The 16,808-nt window shown below is 37.6% G+C and carries 21 protein-coding genes and 1 pseudogene; 6 read left to right on the top strand and 16 right to left on the bottom strand.

The features are described from left to right. Nucleotides 1-21: 21 nt before the first annotated feature. From EKL97_RS07680 to EKL97_RS07655, 6 genes and pseudogenes are all read left to right on the top strand, one after another. Nucleotides 22-243, top strand: a complete 222-nt coding sequence (locus tag EKL97_RS07680; RefSeq protein WP_126568587.1) for a CDGSH iron-sulfur domain-containing protein — start codon at nucleotides 22-24, stop codon at nucleotides 241-243. 196 nt (nucleotides 244-439) lie between these two features. Continuing rightward, nucleotides 440-991 (top strand): annotated as a pseudogene (locus EKL97_RS07675) (protein adenylyltransferase SelO family protein). A gap of 21 nt (nucleotides 992-1,012) precedes the next feature. After that, on the top strand, nucleotides 1,013-1,165 hold the full coding sequence (locus tag EKL97_RS15675; protein ID WP_197037242.1) for a hypothetical protein: 153 nt from the start codon (nucleotides 1,013-1,015) through the stop codon (nucleotides 1,163-1,165). A gap of 5 nt (nucleotides 1,166-1,170) precedes the next feature. Then, nucleotides 1,171-2,349 (top strand): stage 0 sporulation family protein, encoded by a 1,179-nt coding sequence (locus EKL97_RS07665; protein ID WP_126462372.1) that lies wholly within the window; start codon nucleotides 1,171-1,173, stop codon nucleotides 2,347-2,349. Then, nucleotides 2,346-3,602: a cysteine desulfurase gene (locus tag EKL97_RS07660; protein ID WP_317125156.1), complete on the top strand. Its 1,257-nt coding sequence runs from the start codon at nucleotides 2,346-2,348 to the stop codon at nucleotides 3,600-3,602. Before EKL97_RS07665 ends, EKL97_RS07660 begins: the two co-directional genes overlap by 4 nt. Nucleotides 3,603-3,607: 5 nt before the next feature. Then, nucleotides 3,608-4,030: a SufE family protein gene (locus tag EKL97_RS07655; RefSeq protein WP_126462366.1), complete on the top strand. Its 423-nt coding sequence runs from the start codon at nucleotides 3,608-3,610 to the stop codon at nucleotides 4,028-4,030. Nucleotides 4,031-4,396: 366 nt separating this feature from the next. Here EKL97_RS07655 and EKL97_RS07650 read toward each other — a convergent pair whose 3' ends face one another. The 16 genes from EKL97_RS07650 to EKL97_RS07575 form a co-directional block, all read right to left on the bottom strand. Further along, nucleotides 4,397-5,089 carry a hypothetical protein gene (locus EKL97_RS07650; protein ID WP_231507435.1) on the bottom strand — a complete coding sequence of 231 codons (693 nt, stop codon included), beginning with the start codon at nucleotides 5,087-5,089 and terminating at the stop codon, nucleotides 4,397-4,399. Between the two features lie 12 nt (nucleotides 5,090-5,101). Beyond that, nucleotides 5,102-6,907, bottom strand: a complete 1,806-nt coding sequence (gene dnaK, locus EKL97_RS07645) for a molecular chaperone DnaK (protein WP_126568586.1) — start codon at nucleotides 6,905-6,907, stop codon at nucleotides 5,102-5,104. A gap of 4 nt (nucleotides 6,908-6,911) precedes the next feature. Further along, a complete protein-coding gene (locus EKL97_RS07640; protein ID WP_231507434.1) occupies nucleotides 6,912-7,259 on the bottom strand; it encodes a gas vesicle protein K in 348 nt (115 codons plus the stop codon). A 5-nt stretch (nucleotides 7,260-7,264) separates the two neighbouring features. Next, on the bottom strand, nucleotides 7,265-8,023 hold the full coding sequence (locus EKL97_RS07635) for a GvpL/GvpF family gas vesicle protein (RefSeq protein ID WP_126462360.1): 759 nt from the start codon (nucleotides 8,021-8,023) through the stop codon (nucleotides 7,265-7,267). A 2-nt stretch (nucleotides 8,024-8,025) separates the two neighbouring features. Continuing rightward, nucleotides 8,026-8,190, bottom strand: coding sequence for a gas vesicle protein (locus EKL97_RS07630; RefSeq protein ID WP_233588564.1), 165 nt, complete (start codon nucleotides 8,188-8,190; stop codon nucleotides 8,026-8,028). Between the two features lie 38 nt (nucleotides 8,191-8,228). Further along, nucleotides 8,229-9,023, bottom strand: coding sequence for a GvpL/GvpF family gas vesicle protein (locus EKL97_RS07625; protein WP_126564007.1), 795 nt, complete (start codon nucleotides 9,021-9,023; stop codon nucleotides 8,229-8,231). Nucleotides 9,024-9,035: 12 nt separating this feature from the next. Next, nucleotides 9,036-9,317 (bottom strand): gas vesicle protein GvpO, encoded by a 282-nt coding sequence (locus tag EKL97_RS07620; RefSeq protein WP_126462352.1) that lies wholly within the window; start codon nucleotides 9,315-9,317, stop codon nucleotides 9,036-9,038. A gap of 12 nt (nucleotides 9,318-9,329) precedes the next feature. Then, on the bottom strand, nucleotides 9,330-9,557 hold the full coding sequence (locus tag EKL97_RS07615; protein ID WP_126462349.1) for a gas vesicle protein GvpG: 228 nt from the start codon (nucleotides 9,555-9,557) through the stop codon (nucleotides 9,330-9,332). Nucleotide 9,558: 1 nt separating this feature from the next. After that, the gene (locus tag EKL97_RS07610) at nucleotides 9,559-10,341 is read right to left on the bottom strand and encodes a GvpL/GvpF family gas vesicle protein (protein ID WP_126554227.1); all 783 of its coding nucleotides are present in this window, start codon (nucleotides 10,339-10,341) and stop codon (nucleotides 9,559-9,561) included. Between the two features lie 67 nt (nucleotides 10,342-10,408). Then, entirely contained in the window at nucleotides 10,409-11,182 is a 774-nt protein-coding gene (locus EKL97_RS07605; protein ID WP_126462343.1) for a GvpL/GvpF family gas vesicle protein, read from the bottom strand. A gap of 1 nt (nucleotide 11,183) precedes the next feature. Further along, entirely contained in the window at nucleotides 11,184-12,224 is a 1,041-nt protein-coding gene (locus EKL97_RS07600; RefSeq protein WP_126568584.1) for a GvpL/GvpF family gas vesicle protein, read from the bottom strand. Between the two features lie 121 nt (nucleotides 12,225-12,345). Next, nucleotides 12,346-14,499: a CDC48 family AAA ATPase gene (locus tag EKL97_RS07595; protein WP_126561993.1), complete on the bottom strand. Its 2,154-nt coding sequence runs from the start codon at nucleotides 14,497-14,499 to the stop codon at nucleotides 12,346-12,348. A 166-nt stretch (nucleotides 14,500-14,665) separates the two neighbouring features. After that, nucleotides 14,666-15,601 (bottom strand): ArsA family ATPase, encoded by a 936-nt coding sequence (locus tag EKL97_RS07590; RefSeq protein WP_126462333.1) that lies wholly within the window; start codon nucleotides 15,599-15,601, stop codon nucleotides 14,666-14,668. A 4-nt stretch (nucleotides 15,602-15,605) separates the two neighbouring features. Beyond that, nucleotides 15,606-16,124 carry an Hsp20/alpha crystallin family protein gene (locus tag EKL97_RS07585; RefSeq protein ID WP_126568583.1) on the bottom strand — a complete coding sequence of 173 codons (519 nt, stop codon included), beginning with the start codon at nucleotides 16,122-16,124 and terminating at the stop codon, nucleotides 15,606-15,608. Nucleotides 16,125-16,153: 29 nt separating this feature from the next. After that, nucleotides 16,154-16,459, bottom strand: coding sequence for a gas vesicle protein (locus EKL97_RS07580; protein WP_126462327.1), 306 nt, complete (start codon nucleotides 16,457-16,459; stop codon nucleotides 16,154-16,156). 16 nt (nucleotides 16,460-16,475) lie between these two features. Then, nucleotides 16,476-16,790, bottom strand: coding sequence for a hypothetical protein (locus tag EKL97_RS07575; RefSeq protein ID WP_126462325.1), 315 nt, complete (start codon nucleotides 16,788-16,790; stop codon nucleotides 16,476-16,478). Between the last annotated feature and the right edge of the window lie 18 nt (nucleotides 16,791-16,808).

Raw genomic sequence — 16,808 nt, 5'->3', positions numbered from 1 at the left:
TTTACGCTCACAAAAATAATTATGGCTAAAACAAAAATTACAGTAAACAATAATGGTTCCCTGAGAATAGAAAATGACTTTGAGATTGTAGATAAAAATGGGAATGTATATGATTTAGCAGGACGAGAGATGCTTTCACTTTGCCGTTGTGGTCTTTCTAAAAATAAACCTTTTTGTGATGGTACTCATAACGGACACTTTGAACATGAGGCTGTTGCATTTGGATTGCCTCCAAAAAAATAATATATTAAACAAACATCATGTTCGACGTTGCTATTAATTTGATAATTCTTTCCAAAAACTTCCTGCATTTTTGCATGAACATGTTGCGCTTACCCCATTAAAAGATCCTACTCTTATTCATGTAACGGTGTTAAAAAAAGAACTTGGTCTTGATTCACTTAGTGATTCCATTTTACAAAAATGGTTAAATGGCTAAATCAAGATTAGTAATGAGCAGAGAATTGCTACCCGTTATACCGGTCATCAATTTGGGAGCTATGCCGGACAGTTAGGCGATGGCAGGGCAATTTCCTAGTGCGAAATTTTAACTTCTGATGGAAAGCGATGGGAAATACAAACTAAAGGATCAGGCAAAACTTCTTTTTCCAGAATGGGAGATGGCAAAGCCGTAATTCGTTCATCAGTCAGAGAATATCTTTGCTTAGAAACCATGTACGGTTTAGGAATTCCTACCTCAAGAGTGATACTATGGCTTTCACTTTATGACCAAAGATTGAAAAGAGAATTATCTGACGAAATGAAACGCGTAAATCCAAAGTATGTATTAAGAAATTATATTGCTCAGGAAATAATTGAGGAGGTAGAAAAAGGAGGGAATGAAAAATTAAAAAAATGGTTAGAAATTTTGTATTCGCCATTTGCCGAACATCCAGAATATGAATCGTATTCAAAACCAACGCCTACAGAAAAGAAAATTATAGTGTTTCCTGTTCATCTTAAGTTCTTGCAAAAAAATAAAATAGTGTAAAATAATTTAAAACATAAAAACATGTCAGAACATAAAGTTTATTTAAACTGGAAAAACAAAGGAGATAATATACCCGATAAAACAATAATTAATGCAATGCACCACCGTGCTCACCGGGAATGTTTTATAGCCAATTCGGTTTTAACAGAGATAATTGTTGAACCGGTTTATTAAAGTAATTGAGCAAAGGTGAATTAATTTTAGATAAAAAATTAAAGTTTAATATGCTCAGCAAAAGGAACAAAACAGTATATATTGACAAACATGAAAAAGGAATTTATACAATAGCTATGGATACTACTACAAAACACAAAAATGATGTACCATCCCTAATCAGTGGTTATAGTCAATTAAATATATATGATTGGCTTGCCGATATACCATTGCCACCCAATCAACAAACATTCAACATTGTTGAAGTAAAATTTAAAGGAGGACGTAAAGATTTTTATTTGAAGCATGAAAATATATCTCTTAAACAAACAGATATAGTAGTTGTTGAAACCATTGGAGGACACGATACAGGTCATGTTTCATTAACAGGAGAACTGGTTAGGTTGCAATTAAAAAAACACAATATCCAGACGGAAGAAGTCATTAAAAAAATCTATAGAAAGGCAACATCAGCTGATATTGAAAAATGGAAAACAGCGAAGGGTTTGGAATCTGAAACGATGTATAAAGCCCGAATTTTAGCTAAAGATTTGGACTTGAAGATGAAAATATGTGATGTTGATTATCAAGGGGATAAGTCAAGTGCCACCTTCTATTATACCGCTGAAGGACGGGTAGATTTCCGGGAACTAATTCTGGTAATGGCTACAGCGTTTCATATCAAAATAGTAATGCGTCAGATTAGCCTGTTCGAGGAAGCCGCCCGTTTAGGTGGTATCGGTACTTGTGGAAGAGAGTTTTGTCATACTGCCTGGTTAACAGATTTTAATACTAGGGCTACATTATACGGCAGGAATAAAGATAAACAATGGACTGAATTCAAATGTTGCTTAATAGAAGATCGAGAAAACAACAAATCTTCTTTGAAGGACAATGATCTCAATAGAATTAAAACGCTTAAAGGTATCGCCAGCCGTCAAAAAACAGATATTGAAAAAAATATAATGTGGTTTAGTTACCCGAATGAAGATGATTTAATACCTATAAAAATCTCAAGGGTTAAAGAAATTCAAACACTAATTAAAGAAGGCATGATTCTGAAAGATTTAAAGGAAGAGATAGAAATCATAATTGAGGAACCGGCTATTGATAACTTCTTAGGTTATGTAAATGTTGTAGGTCAAGATAGTCTAACAAGATTCGAAAAAAAAAGAACAAATAAACATATAAAAAGGAATAAATGAAACTGCCAAAAAACTTAGAAAAAGTAATTCTTTTGGATGTTCATAAAATCCGAAAAGATTTCCCTATCCTTTCAAGGATGGTGAATAATAAGCCATTGATTTATTTTGATAACGGTGCTACTACACAGAAACCGCAACAAGTGATTGATTCCCTCATAAAATATTACACGGTGCAGAACGCTAACATTCACCGTGGAGTTCATCGAATGAGTCAGGATGTAACTGATGAATATGAGAATGCCCGAATTACTGTTCAAAAACATATAGGTGCTAAACAGGAACACGAAATAATTTTTACAAGCGGAACTACTGATAGCATCAACTTTATAGCCACTGCGTTTGGGAAAAAGTATGTGAATGCTGGCGACGAGATTGTTGTTAGTGAGATGGAGCATCACAGTAATATTCTCCCATGGCAACAGCTATGCGAAGAAAAAAATGCAGTACTTAAAGTTGTCCCAATCACTGATAGCGGAGAATTGTGTATGGACGAATATAAAAAACTACTTTCTGCAAAAACAAAACTGATCGCCATTACACACGTATCAAACACACTTGGTACGGTAAATCCCGTAAAAGAGATGATTGCTATCGCTCACTCGAAAAATATTCCTGTGCTTGTGGATGGAGCCCAATCAATCCCTCATATAAAAGTGGATGTGCAAGATTTAGATGCTGATTTTTATTGTTTTAGCGGGCACAAAGTTTATGCTCCCACAGGAGTAGGAATACTTTACGGAAAAGAAGAATGGCTTAATAAACTCCCGAATTATCAAGTAGGTGGCGGAACCATTAAAACAGTTTCATTCGATAAATCAGAATACGCAGAATCCCCTCTTCGATTTGAGGCAGGAACTCCGAATATCGAAGGAGGAATTGGTCTTGCAGTGGCACTGGACTACATCAACGTACTCGGTCTTGAAAATATTGCTACTTATGAACACGAACTGCTTGGGTATGCTACAGAAAAACTTTCAGCGATTGATAATTTGCGAATTATCGGCACGGCAAAAGAAAAAGCAAGTGTAATTTCGTTTGTTGTGGATGGGATCCATCCGCTTGACTTAGGCATGCTCCTGGATGCGCAGGGAATAGCAGTACGAACAGGGCACCACTGTACGCAACCACTAATGGCACATTATCAAATTCCGGGGACTGTGCGTGCAAGTTTTTCATTTTATAATACAAAGGAGGAAATAGATGTTTTTGCAAACGCAATTGTGAAATCAATTAAACGAATAAACCAAAAATGATAGAGATGAAAACAATAGAAAATATAGAGCAGGAACTCGTGGAAGAATTCTCGGAGTTTGAGGACCTGTTTGATAAATTCGGATACCTGATTGATTTAGGTAAAAATCTAAAACCATTAGACGTTTCATTGAAAACGGATAACTGTATGATAAAAGGATGCCAGGCACATGTGTGGTTATATAGTGAATTAAAAGATGGTAAAATTATTTTTTATGCAGATGCAAATGCCGATTATGCTAAAGGGCTTGTTGCCATGTTGATTCATGTACTTTCGGGGCATACACCTGATGAAATTATTAAAGCCCCGCTTAATTTTATTGAAAGGATAGGATTTAAAAGCATGCTTTCGATGAAACGTGCCGGAGGATTGGAGAGCATGATAAAGCAAATGAAACTTGATGCGGTGGTTTACAAAGCCAAGGATTGAGCTACTTTCTTAACCTAATAAAGAATTGAATTAAATCCTGAAATTATTGGAAACAAAAAGTTTTGTAGGAAGTATTGGTGTAGTATAATATTTTTCATCTTAGGGAAAAGGATAACCTTTTGTTGGAGTAGCTTTAGATACTTGGAATATGTGGACGGAATGACAAGATGGGGTAGGAGCTTCAAACCCAACATCAGGAACAACATACAATTTAGTGCAACAACCTTGGGTAAATAAAGGTTATTTATACAACATAACAAATAAATGTAATAACTATTGATAAAAAAGTGGAGAGCCAAACCCAGAATTTTGATTTGTTCTCTCCACCATCAGATACTAAATAAGGGCTTTGTTAATACCCTGCTGTCACTTGCTCACTATAGGTTTTATGAGGTACTGAGAGAGTTCTTCAAAACGTTGTTTTTTTATAGCATAGAACGGAAGGAGTTTTTGGTATTCCCTTACTTTATGGATTTCTTTTTGTTCATTTATTCTTATATCTTTCGGCAGTTTATCTAAAATATTATGATAAGCCCCAAGAAAGATTATACCCGTTTCATTTGGGCCGAGTGTTGCCGAAATCCTGCCAGCAATATACTCATCCCGTTGATTCAACAGTTTGGATCGGCTAATTTTAAACCTAATAATCCTGATCAGTTTCATGATTAATGGGCCGGAAGAGGGTATCAATTTTAGCATTTCCAATTCTTTTTTAACCATCGAAATATCCTCGGTTCGCACGATAATAGCTCCCCGTTTGACCAGTCTTGAAATAATTTCATAGTTCTTACTTCCTGCCTTTATGCTATCTTCCATGATTTTTATTGCGATCTCTCCATCCGCAACCATTCCATCCTGGTATATTTTTACAACTTTTCCGCCAAGCCCAATAGTATCACAATATTGGCTTATTATCTCCCAGTATTTGTTAACGGTATCAACATGTGTTTCCCAAAATTCTCTCCCAAATTCATCAATACCCTTCTGGGTTAGCTCGGCTGCCATGGATCCCATGTCGGCACTTGTATGAATGATGGGAACATATATTAGTGTCTTCATTGTGAAAGGTTTTTAGCTTTGATCTATACTCAACTCTTCACTAGCCAATTGGCATACGGTACTCAGAGTTTCCATAGCCTGTTCAATATCGGTAAAACTTCGGTTTTTAATCGCTGATTTCAACTCTTCAAGTGCATTTTCAATAGCAGCCTTTTTGTTACCTGGAATTGTATCCCCAAATTCCTTTAACTGTTTTTCCGTTTGGAAGATCTGAGTGTCGGCCTGATTGCCTTGAACCACCTTTTCTTTCGTCTCTCTATCCGAAACAGCGTGTTGCCTGGCTTCCTCCTTCATCCGGTGAATATCCTCATGCGAAAGTCCGGTAGAGGCCTCAATGCGAATCTGCTGCGATTTGTCAGTTAACTGATCTTTGGCAGTCACATGAAGAATGCCATTAGCATCAATATCAAAGGTAACTTCGATTTTAGGAATACCCCTATGGAATGGCGGAATTCCATCAAAATGAAACCTCCCGATGCTCTTGTTATCGTTAGCCATTGGCCGTTCTCCTTGTAATATGTGTATTTCTACAGAGGGTTGGCTATCAGCAGCCGTAGAAAAGACTTCTGATTGCTGAGTAGGAATGGTTGTATTGGCTTCGATCAGCCGTGTCATCACACCACCCCGGGTTTCGATACCTAATGAAAGCGGTGTAACATCAAGTAGCAATACATCTTTTACTTCGCCAGCAAGAACTCCACCCTGGATGGCAGCGCCAATAGCGACAACTTCATCTGGGTTAACACCTTTGGAAGGTTCTTTCTCGAAAAAGTCACGCACAATTTTTTGAACAGCAGGTATTCTGGTTGATCCGCCAACGAGGATGATTTCATCTAAATCGGAGACCTTCAATCGGGCATTCTTAAGTGCCTGCTGACAAGATAGAATAGTTGACTGCAACAGGTTATCAACCAACTGTTCAAATTTGGCACGGGTAAGCTTCTTTACCAAGTGCTTGGGTATGCCTTGAACCAGCATAATATAGGGTAGGTTAATTTCAGTTTCCATCAATCCAGACAATTCGATCTTTGCGTTTTCGGCCGCCTCTTTCAACCGCAGAAGTACCATAGAATCTCTAAGGAGATCTATACCTTCGTCTTTTCTGAATTCATCAACCAACCAGTCAATGATCAGCTGATTAAAATCATCGCCACCAAGGTGAGTGTTCCCGTTGGTAGATTTCACTTCAAAAATACCATTTCCGAGTTCGAGTATCGAAATATCGAAAGTTCCGCCACCAAGGTCATATACTGCAACCTTAATATCTGTATGCCTTTTATCCAATCCATAGGCAAGAGCTGCCGCCGTAGGTTCGTTAATAATACGTCTGACTGTAAACCCTGCAATCTCACCAGCCTCTTTGGTTGCCTGCCGCTGTGAATCGCTGAAATAGGCAGGAACGGTAATCACCGCCTCCTTGATCTCTTGTCCAAGGTAGTCTTCAGCTGTTTTTTTCATTTTCTGAAGAATCATAGCCGAAATCTCCTGAGCCGAATACAGTTCCCCGGAAATGTTTACACGGGGTGTATTATTTTCGCCTTTTGAAACCTGATATGGCAATCTGCTAATCTCTTTCTCAACCAGATCGTATGATTCACCAATAAACCGTTTAATGGAAAAAATCGTGTTTACTGGATTGCTAATGGCCTGACGTTTTGCCGGGTCACCAACTTTACGCTCACCACTGTCAGTAAATCCTACTACAGAAGGCGTTGTTCTGTTACCTTCACTGTTAAGGATTACGACCGGTTCATTACCTTCCATAACAGCTATACAGGAATTTGTGGTTCCTAAATCTATACCTAAAATTTTACTCATTATATTACATTAAATTGCCTAATGGGCCAAGATTGATGTTTAAATCCCTGTCGGTAAGATTAAAGTGCTTTTTCAGCTCTTCCATTTTTAGTTCAAGTTTCATAAGGGTTTCACCAAGCCGTTCAATCTCATCTTCAGTCAATGATCCCCCGTCAACTCTGCGCATAGCTTGCTTTTCAACCAGTTTACGAATGAGTTCAACCAGGGTTAGTACCAGTTTTGCCAAGCCGGAATCAGCATTGTCTGGGCCTAGCTTTAGCCTGGATTCTTCATTGTTTGTTAGTTTCCCGATCTCCTCCGAAAGCTCATCAAGCGATCCGGTATTAAACAGTATTTTATTTTCACTTATCATACCGATTATTTTATGGCGATTTCAACAAAATTATACGGAGGCCAAGGTCCAGTCAGGACAAAGTTAAGCCTTGGATATTGGTTTTGCAAATCCCCAATTACATGAATTAGTCCATCTTTCCGCTCCATGTCAAGTAAGAAAACGGCATCAATGATAGCTGTTGTTGTTATTGCCCTTTTTTTGAATTTATTGACGGTGTTTAACCGGAAAAGGTATCCAGTGATCATTTCAATGACCGAATTAACATAAGTTAGCATCAATTCCTCAAGCCTGTGCTCTTTAAGTTTTTTATCCAGATAATCCTTGTAAACTGAATTTTTGATTTCCGTCGCAGAATTCTCGGTTGTTTGGGTATCTGCCTCTGATTTTATCTTCAGTTCTGATTTTAATTTTTCGGAATCACAAAAAATCTTTAGCCCAAATTCATACTTATTTTCAACTTCCTGGAGATTTTGTTGAAATTCATGGTAGTTTCTTTCGAGCATTTTATTAATTAATTCGGCTGATTCCATTATTGAGCCATATCGCATGGGAAGAACTGTAAATTGTTGCGCAAGGTTTTCGATCACACCTGCATATTCAATAGCATTGGATCTATCTGCAATTAATTCAGCTCTTTTTACATCGCTTACTACAGCAGTAATTTCACCAAAAGAAACAGCACATAAGTCAGAACCAGAAATGCCCTTCATCCCAACCAGCAGAGCATTTAACTTCTCTGGATTTCTTTTTACGGATAATATGGAATAAATCATTTTTTTCATTTCTACAAAATTATTGGCTTTCCAGACTTTAACTGCTCCATGGTTTCAACAGAGCTTAGAAGCAATTTCACTCCTATATATACCAGGTCGATATCTGCTACTGAAATTATAATATCCCCACTGAGGATAACCCCTTTGTTCAATACTCTGTCAAGCAATTCAAGCATGGTAATGTCTTTAGACCGGTCGATTACATTATTGTGCATTATTGTTTTTCTTTAATGGAAATAAAACTAAATGGTGGCCAGGGACCGGTTGCTTCAATAATAAAGCCGGAATCCCCTTCTTTTTTTTTCAATGTTTCAACTGTACTTATAAAATCAGCAACTTTGTTTTTACTTACAAGAAAGGTGGTATTGAGGATCATGGTCTCTTCTCTTCCGGTAAACGCTTTCGGGAGTAGATTGTTGAGGCTGGTTGATTCGCTCAGTTTTTTAAATTCATCATAATATTTCTGTCCGTAGTTCTTACAAATCCTGTCCATCTCATTTTCGATTAGGTCAGTTTTTTTTCTTCCCAGCAAAAAGGCTTTCCCAGGCGAACTTTCCATAATCTGCTTTTCAAGCGCAGCAGCTTCCTCGCTTAATTCGTCAATTTGCTCGCACAGTGTTTTACGATCGCAATAAATTTTAATCGACCATTCTTCCTTTCCCTCGATATGATTGAAGCTTTCAATCAATGAGTCAGCATAATCAATAATGAAGGTTTTCAAACTGGCTTTAGTATGATAGATGGTGCCAAATTTAAAAGGAATCACAGTACTCTGTTCCATAATCATGCTGATTACCCTGATATGATTCCGTGCGTTTAATTCCGCCCACTGAATATCTGATAAATTCTTTTTGAAATTTTCTTCAGAGAATTCACTTTTGGAAACATATTTAACGATCACGTGAAAATCATCGAACATAAGTGATTCCACTGTACTATACCCCATGCCCGTTATAAGCCGGGGAGGAGTACGTGATATGCAATAAACATATATCAGATCATTTATCATGACAGAAATTTGTTAATTAATATATTCGTCAGTGCTATCTATTCCTTCCAAGGAACCATGCCGTTCGAAGGATGTAATTTCAAGATTTTCATCCAGTTTGACCGCATAGAAAAGCCGCACTTTTTTTGACGGAAGATCCATTGATTTTAGAAATGAATCGTCTTCATATACCTCTGCCACAGCATTCCAGATTTCTTTCACTTTTTCAATTTTTATGACCGTTACATCATAACTTTTGATGTTCTCTCTCAGGAACTTAATCACTACTTTTTTAACTTCAATAATGTTGCTCATATTTTTTACTCCTTATTTATCTTTCCTTATATTTTCCAGTAATTTCAACAATTCATCTTCTCTTCTGTCATATTCTTCTTCATCAATTTCATCCAATTCAAATTTCAACTGTAGTCGCATCAGTTTTTCTTTGACGGAGCCTTCATCCGACGTTTCCTTCTCAACAATCTCATTGATTTTATTAGCGATAAAAACTACTCCTTTTAGGGGTGCTAACAGTATGCTATCGATTAAAAACATATTATATTCCTTTAGTGTTTATTACAAGGGTGACAAAATTATAGAGAGGTAATGTTCCTACATATTTGAAGGTCATAAAGCGGCCAAATTTCTCCTCTAAATCATTCACAGCTTTATCAAATGCAGATTCAGCTAAGTTTTTAACAAGAAAGGCAACATTGATAATCATCATTTCTCCGTAGCTATCGTTTATTTTTACATCAACAGAAAGTGGATTTAAAATATCGAGAATGCTATTTTTGTAATTTTCCGTCTCCTTTTTGAGTGCTTCTGCTACCATTTCGCCTATTTTCATGCGCTGGTAATGGCTTTTATCGGCCGGAAGACTCATCAATTTTCCCCTGAGTAACCTAATTTCGTCATATTTTTCAATGATACTTTCATATATCACAGCTTCCTTTGTCAGTACTTTGAGACCCAGTTCTTTCTTGCCTTCCATTTTAGTAAGTAAGTCATCAAATTTTTTGTAATCTTTCTCAAGAATTCTCAGGATACCAGAGTCATCGTTATGTTCGGAAATAGTTGAAAACCGAACAGGAAGAACCGTAAATTGTTTCATAACCTCTTCAAGTACTCTTTCGTGAGTGATCATGTTTATTCTTCGGACTTCGTATTCGATGATCGGCGAATTACTGACGATAGCACTAATATCTTTAAAATTTATCCCATAAACCAGGTCCGTCCGTTTACCCATACCAATCGGACCATAGTCTAATGGATCTGAATGCCTGATAATCCCATAAATATATTTTCCTTCTTTCGGTATATCAACTTCTTTTTCCATAAAATCCTTCAGATATGTTGTTACTATTTTATTAATTAATCTGCGTCATCAGCGTTTTGTTTTTCTATTACAATTCCCATTTCTCTGGAAATATTTTCAGGTCAATAAAATTATAAATAGGTAAGGCAGCTGTATATACAAAATCACTTCGGTCCTCGTATCTGGCACCAAGGTCGGCCATTATGTGGTCAAATTCGATCTCCCTGCCACTATTCACCAAGAATGCAGTATTCATAAACATGGCATCACCATTTGTTTTGTTATGTTTATACTCGAATGCTGATCTGCGCAAAGCATCGATAATCGTTTCAGTTTCCTCTACTTTCTTTTCAATCAGTGCATCTGCTACTAGATTTCCGGCATCTGCAATTTCCATGTTCTTCCTTTCCTGATCATGTAGTTTTTCAATTTCGGTCATTATTTTTTGTAGCTCAACGTGTTCCTTGTCGATCTCTTTGTATATCATTCGCATGTTTTTCCATGTTCCTCTCACATTAAGCTCCACTTTATTTTCAAACTGTTTGAGCAATTCCATAAATTCGTTGTATCTCCGGTTAAGTAGATTTCGTATTTCGTTAGGAGTTGCCGCAATGGTGCCAAACCTAATGGGAAGTATGCTCTTAAATTCCTGCATCACCACTTCTATAACCTTTTGGTGTGCAAGCATGTTTTCTGGATTAGCCACTACCGTGTTAAGGGGATGATCACTCACCACCATACACAAGCCATCGAAACTGATAGTGGAGACTAGGTCGCCGCGTCCGCCTATTCCTATTGGACCCAGATTGATGTCGTAATCCGTTGCAATGATGCAATAAATATATTTCCCGTCACGTTGCATATTATTCCTTTATTTTTATCAAAATCAAATTTTCATTCACTTTTTGTTTTCCCTTAAAGGTTAAACTCTCTTTTGAAGATTGCCTTTCCGCTTCTGAATATTCGAGCAATGTATGATAGGCTTTATTAATCCTATTGAAATTTTCCTTATTATGATTATTCTGATTTGCATCGGGATGAAATTCTTTTGCTTTTTCCTGATATGCCCTTTTTATTTCAGAGTCAGAAGTTTCTATTGTTAAGCCAAGTTCTATTTTTGCCTGTGCCACATTCTCCTGATCTAATTCTTTAACTTCAATAGTATAAAAACTATAGCAGGGCAAGGGTCCAACCAATTTGAAGTTCAACAAGCCTTTGTATTCTTCATCAAGTTGGTCAATTATCTGTTCAAATTTTTCTTTTTTATTCCTGTTAATGAGAAAAGCAGAGTTGGCCACCATTTCGTCATTCATCACCTCATGTGATTTTATATCGAGACTGATTGATGACAGCGAATCCAAAATATTCGTTTCAACCTTTGTGTTTTTTTCTTTTACTTTTTCCTGAACTAGCATCCCTATTTTTATCTGGTCGATTTGTGAAAGCGTATCTGTCTTTTTTAGAATATCATCTCTTATTGCGATGATCTCGGGGTGGTTTCCAATCTCTATGAGGGTATTAGAAAAATCAGCCCAAGTAACCACTAAGTCAATTTCTGTCAGGGTTTCAATTTTATTTAGGGTATCAATAACTAAATCATGGCCATTTGCAAGTATTTTAATAACCTCTTCCTTTGAGTTTACAATCGTACCGAGCCGCATAGGGATAAGCATGTTGAATCCTTTCTCCATGAGTTCTTCTATGGTTTTTTGATGATGAACCAGCAAGTATCCCAAACTTTCCCTGTCTAAATAATCAATGTGTGCACTCTCCCTGTCGGAAACAATGGCAGATATATTTTGGAAGGGGATGGCATAAATCCCTGAATTTTCAAATGATTTAAATATATCCGTACTGTAAAAATTCGGCACTATTCCATAGATGTATATTCCTTTTGTTGTCATTTTATTAGTTTATTGGTTGATCGGTTTATTGGTTGATATTAACTAGTTTCCTTGACGTTTGCCAAACTTCCATATTTTCAAATGAATATTTCATAAACGCCTTAACTTATCAACCTTTCTATCAACCTTTTTTCGTTGAATTTTGTTGTAATACCAGCCCGATCGCTTCTTCGAAATGATTCTCCATGATGATGATTTCTCCGGTAACTTCCTTCGATTTTCCTTTGCTTTTATCAATCAATTCTCGAATAGCAAGCATGGCCGCTTTACGACAAATAAATTCGATATCTGATCCGGTGAGGCTTTCTGTTTTCAGGGCCAGTTTATTTAGGCTTACTTTTTTTCCAAGTGGTTTATTCCGGGTATGAATACCGAATATTTTTTCCCTTGTTTTTACATCTGGGAACGGCAATTCAAATATCAGATCGAACCGGCCACTTCTTAGCAAAGCTGGATCAATTAAATCGATTCTGTTGGTAGCGGCCAGCACAATCACTCCTTTCAGGTCTTCAATACCATCCATTTCGGTAAGGAACTGGCCAATCACTCTTTCGATTACCCCGGAACCTGAACCGTCACTACTGCGTCTGGGGGTTAGGCTATCTATTTCATCCAGAAACAAGATACAAGGCGATGCCTGTTTTGCCATCCTGAATAATTCTCTTACCCCTTTTTCCGATTCACCGATGTAGCGGCTTAAAATTTGTGGCCCTTTTACAGAGATAAAATTAACTCCGCTCTCGCTTGCCAGCGCTTTTGCCAGGTAGGTTTTACCTGTGCCAGGTTTCCCGTGAAGGATAATTCCCTTGGGAGGTTTGGTATCGGCTTTTTTAAACAGGTCGTCATATATCAGTGGCCACTCTACGGTTTCCTTTAAAGCCTCTTTTATTTCATCGAGGCCGCCAACATCATCCCATTTCACATTGGGTACCTCCACAAAAACCTCCCTTATGGCCGAAGGCTCTACTTCTTTCATTGCGTCAAAAAAGTTATCCATGGTTACTTCGAGCGACATCAAAAGTTCGTAAGGGATTTCGGCCATCTCGAAATCGATTTGTGGGAGTATTTTCCGCAAAGCAGTCATGGCGGCTTCCCTGGCTAAAGCTTCCAAATCAGCACCCACAAAACCATGGGTAATTTCTGCTAGTTTTTCCATATCTACATCCAGCGACAAAGGAATTCCCCTAGTATGGATGTGAAGAATTTCCAGCCTGCCTATTTTATCGGGAATAGAGATAGAAATTTCGCGATCAAAACGTCCCGGCCTTCTCAATGCCGGATCAATGGAATTAGGAATGTTGGTTGCGCCAATTACAATGACCTTCCCCCTTGATTCCAATCCGTCCATAAGTGATAATAGTTGGGCTACAACACGCTTTTCAACCTGTTTTTCGCCACCCATATCTTCCCGCTTGGGCGCAATAGCATCAATTTCATCAATAAAAATGATGGATGGTGCATGTGCCTGAGCCTCTTCAAAAATTTTCCTTATCCGGCCTTCACTTTCCCCATAAAATTTCCCCATGATCTCCGGACCGGAGATGTTGATAAAATAAGCATCTGTTTCATGAGCCACCGCTCTAACGATGAGCGTTTTCCCTGTTCCAGGTGGGCCATACAGGAATACACCTTTGGGAGCCTGAACACCAAGACGTTCAAAAATTTCAGGATACTTCAAGGGCAGTTCTATCATCTCCCGAATGCGCTGTACCTGATTTCCAAGTCCGCCGATGTCTTCGTACGAAACCTTACTTTTATTTTCCCCTTCTTGCTTGGTCAATTCAAGCTGAAACGTGGTATTTGGGTGTATCAGTACCACCCCATCAGGGTTGGTACCGGTTACGGTATAATTAACCGCACGGGAACCAAAAAGGGTGGCTCTCACTTTATCTCCTTTTGTTACCGAAAGACCATTGATGAGCGAACCAATATATTTTGCGTCATCGGCCTTAAATAAAGAACCAGAGTTTGTATCAGGTTTGAGTTTTATTTTTGAAGCCTGGCGGCAGGTAGTTTTAATGATCTTCACTTTTTCATCAATCCCAGCCTGAGCATTTTCTCTGGTAATGCCATCAATCTGAATAATACGTTTGTCCCTGTCTTCTGGAAAACAAGGCATAATCTTAACAGGCGTGGCACGTTTGCCTTCTATAACAATCACATCGCCACTTTCCAAACCCATCAACTTCATGTCTTTTGGGTCAATCCTAGCAATTGCCCTTCCAACATCCTTTACCGGGGCTTCTTTTACACGTAATATTATTTCGTCTTTCATTTTCGTTGATAAAAGGTTGGTGAAAAAGTTAATATGTTGGGTTATTTATTTGTTGATAGGTTTATTGATTTATAAGTTTATTTGCTCGATATTTACCAGTTTCATTGGCGTTTTCCAAACTTCAAAATTTTCAAAGGGACATTTCATAAACTCTTCAACCGCTTTATTAACTTGTCAATACTTGTCTCAATTTATCCAACGCTTCCAGTCCTTTAATTTCTTCAGCAAATTTTGGCACTTGAACTATATTTAAATTGCTAAACGTTTTTTTAATCTCTTGTAAATAAGGTAATTGATTAGCCTTTACTCTTTTGCAAAAATCACCATCATCCGAAACCATTACATTGTTCACGATAATCTGCCTCGCAATTATTCCGGATGCGCTAAGATCAGCAAGCAGTCTGTCTGTTTCCATGGTAGCCATCGCTTCGGGGATACATACAGGAATAAATTCACATTTGGTTTTATCCCGCAACAGGTTTTGGATTCTTTTTACTATTTTTTTCAGGCTGAATAACAATGCGTCCACCTCATCCTGTTGATAGGACCCCGAAAAACTGGTAACCATATAGCGGTATTTCCATCTCATTCTGGCTGCAACTTTTATCCAATCATCCAATAACTTTGGAGATGAAATCAATCGCAATGCATGCCCGGTGGGTGCTGTATCCACCACATATTTATCGTATCCACCTTCTTCAATAAAATCAATGATGGTTTTAAAACTCATCATCTCATCAATGCCGGGTATTGATAAGTCCAGCATTTCATCGATGTCCTCGCTGTCAAGATTTGTAGAGGTATCAAAAAGTTTTTTCAGCTCATTCCGGTGTTCTGTTTTAAAATTGGAAAGTGCTTTGTCGGCATCTACTTCAAGGGCCGACATGTTAGCTGTACCGTCAACATTTACTACTTTAAAACCAATTTCTTGTTCGAGACAATCCGATACGGAATGAGCCGGATCGGTAGATATAAGTAGCGTTTTAAAATTTTTAGATAATGCCAGGGCAGTAGCTATGGCACAAACACTTTTTCCAACACCACCTTTTCCTCCGAAAATAATGAGTTTTAAGTCCTTGTTTTCTAAGCACTCAAGTGCCATGATTTTATTTTTTAATATTGATTTCAAGGATACCGTTGATGAATTTGTGATTTAAATTTTCTTTAATGACTTTTACCGGAAGCAGTAATTCTTTTCGGTATGTTCGGCTTTTGCTGATCGCAGAAATTTCAAGAATGTCTTCCTTCAAGTCGATTATAAGGTCATTTTCCTCTATTCCAGGCATTTCGGCAATGACAACAATTTCATTCTCTTCATCAAAGATGTCTGTTATCGGTTCCCGCTCTTCATCTACTTTAGGCCCTTCGGGTGTTTTTTTTATGTTCCCGAAAGTTTCCACTTTTGGGGTACCACCACCTGCCGTGTTGATGGTAAAGCCATAAACGCCTTTCATGCCTTTTTTGATATGATCAAAATTGATCTCCCCTTCCTTACTTATTCCGGCCTTTTCTTCGAGCTTTCCCGCAAGGTCAACCAATTTTTCGATGCCTTTGAACAAACCGCCAAGCCCGAAAATTTCAAAATCAGCTTCGTCTCTTTTTCCTTTATTTTTATCGTTTTCCATTTTATTGATAATTTATTAGGTTCTGTAAATTATAATGGTTTACTAATAGCTTCAAGCTTTTCCAGACGAGCCTCTAAAGTTTCATGTTGTTGCATCAGCTCTTTTTCTCTAGCTTTAGTGGACAGGTAAGTATCTTCCTGCCACCAGTTGATACCCATCTCCATGGCCTTGTCAACTGAACAAACCAGTAGTCTGATTTTTATAGTAAGTAAATCAATATCAGCTATTTGTATCTTAATATCACCTGCTATTACAATCCCTTTATCGAGTACTCTTTCAAGAATATCAGCAAGGCCAGTCGCATTAATTGAATGGGTGGGTTGTGTTTGTGACATAATAAGCGTATTGTTTTTAATAGTCTATCGACATGGTTTTAAAATTCGGTTTCTCCTCATCTTTGTTTGTTTGATAGCTTTCTGTCCTATCTGGATTTTGGAGCAGTATAGATTGTCCATTATAAAACTCTTGAATTTCGTTTAGCCTAATTTGAATGATATTAAGTCTTCGCGAAATCAATATTTCTTCGCTTCGCAAACGAGTTCTTTCCTTTTCAAGCATATACATTTTTAAAAAATCAGAACCTTCATTATTTGAAATGGCTGATTTTTTTGTATTGTACATTGTTTTGATACTTCCAATCCCTTTTACTGCATTTGAAGTTGGCATAATATATTATATTAGTTG

The sequence above is a fragment of the Flavobacterium sp. LS1P28 genome (assembly GCF_003970335.1).
Lineage (GTDB): Bacteria > Bacteroidota > Bacteroidia > Flavobacteriales > Flavobacteriaceae > Flavobacterium.
This window is presented reverse-complemented; position numbering and strand designations above follow the sequence as displayed.

What these genes read in the sequence shown, in the direction of transcription:
- dnaK (WP_126568586.1), bottom strand. Translation starts at nt 6,907, where the DNA reads ATGAGTAAAATTTTAGGTATAGATTTAGGAACCACAAATTCCTGTATA.
- EKL97_RS07640 (WP_231507434.1), bottom strand. Translation starts at nt 7,259, where the DNA reads ATGATAAGTGAAAATAAAATACTGTTTAATACCGGATCGCTTGATGAG.
- EKL97_RS07650 (WP_231507435.1), bottom strand. Translation starts at nt 5,089, where the DNA reads ATGAAGACACTAATATATGTTCCCATCATTCATACAAGTGCCGACATG.
- EKL97_RS07655 (WP_126462366.1), top strand. Translation starts at nt 3,608, where the DNA reads ATGAAAACAATAGAAAATATAGAGCAGGAACTCGTGGAAGAATTCTCG.
- EKL97_RS07590 (WP_126462333.1), bottom strand. Translation starts at nt 15,601, where the DNA reads ATGGCACTTGAGTGCTTAGAAAACAAGGACTTAAAACTCATTATTTTC.
- EKL97_RS07620 (WP_126462352.1), bottom strand. Translation starts at nt 9,317, where the DNA reads ATGAGCAACATTATTGAAGTTAAAAAAGTAGTGATTAAGTTCCTGAGA.
- EKL97_RS07610 (WP_126554227.1), bottom strand. Translation starts at nt 10,341, where the DNA reads ATGGAAAAAGAAGTTGATATACCGAAAGAAGGAAAATATATTTATGGG.
- EKL97_RS07575 (WP_126462325.1), bottom strand. Translation starts at nt 16,790, where the DNA reads ATGCCAACTTCAAATGCAGTAAAAGGGATTGGAAGTATCAAAACAATG.
- EKL97_RS15675 (WP_197037242.1), top strand. Translation starts at nt 1,013, where the DNA reads ATGTCAGAACATAAAGTTTATTTAAACTGGAAAAACAAAGGAGATAAT.
- EKL97_RS07580 (WP_126462327.1), bottom strand. Translation starts at nt 16,459, where the DNA reads ATGTCACAAACACAACCCACCCATTCAATTAATGCGACTGGCCTTGCT.
- EKL97_RS07605 (WP_126462343.1), bottom strand. Translation starts at nt 11,182, where the DNA reads ATGCAACGTGACGGGAAATATATTTATTGCATCATTGCAACGGATTAC.
- EKL97_RS07595 (WP_126561993.1), bottom strand. Translation starts at nt 14,499, where the DNA reads ATGAAAGACGAAATAATATTACGTGTAAAAGAAGCCCCGGTAAAGGAT.
- EKL97_RS07600 (WP_126568584.1), bottom strand. Translation starts at nt 12,224, where the DNA reads ATGACAACAAAAGGAATATACATCTATGGAATAGTGCCGAATTTTTAC.
- EKL97_RS07630 (WP_233588564.1), bottom strand. Translation starts at nt 8,190, where the DNA reads ATGCTTGAATTGCTTGACAGAGTATTGAACAAAGGGGTTATCCTCAGT.
- EKL97_RS07625 (WP_126564007.1), bottom strand. Translation starts at nt 9,023, where the DNA reads ATGATAAATGATCTGATATATGTTTATTGCATATCACGTACTCCTCCC.
- EKL97_RS07680 (WP_126568587.1), top strand. Translation starts at nt 22, where the DNA reads ATGGCTAAAACAAAAATTACAGTAAACAATAATGGTTCCCTGAGAATA.
- EKL97_RS07660 (WP_317125156.1), top strand. Translation starts at nt 2,346, where the DNA reads ATGAAACTGCCAAAAAACTTAGAAAAAGTAATTCTTTTGGATGTTCAT.
- EKL97_RS07635 (WP_126462360.1), bottom strand. Translation starts at nt 8,023, where the DNA reads ATGAAAAAAATGATTTATTCCATATTATCCGTAAAAAGAAATCCAGAG.
- EKL97_RS07615 (WP_126462349.1), bottom strand. Translation starts at nt 9,557, where the DNA reads ATGTTTTTAATCGATAGCATACTGTTAGCACCCCTAAAAGGAGTAGTT.
- EKL97_RS07585 (WP_126568583.1), bottom strand. Translation starts at nt 16,124, where the DNA reads ATGGAAAACGATAAAAATAAAGGAAAAAGAGACGAAGCTGATTTTGAA.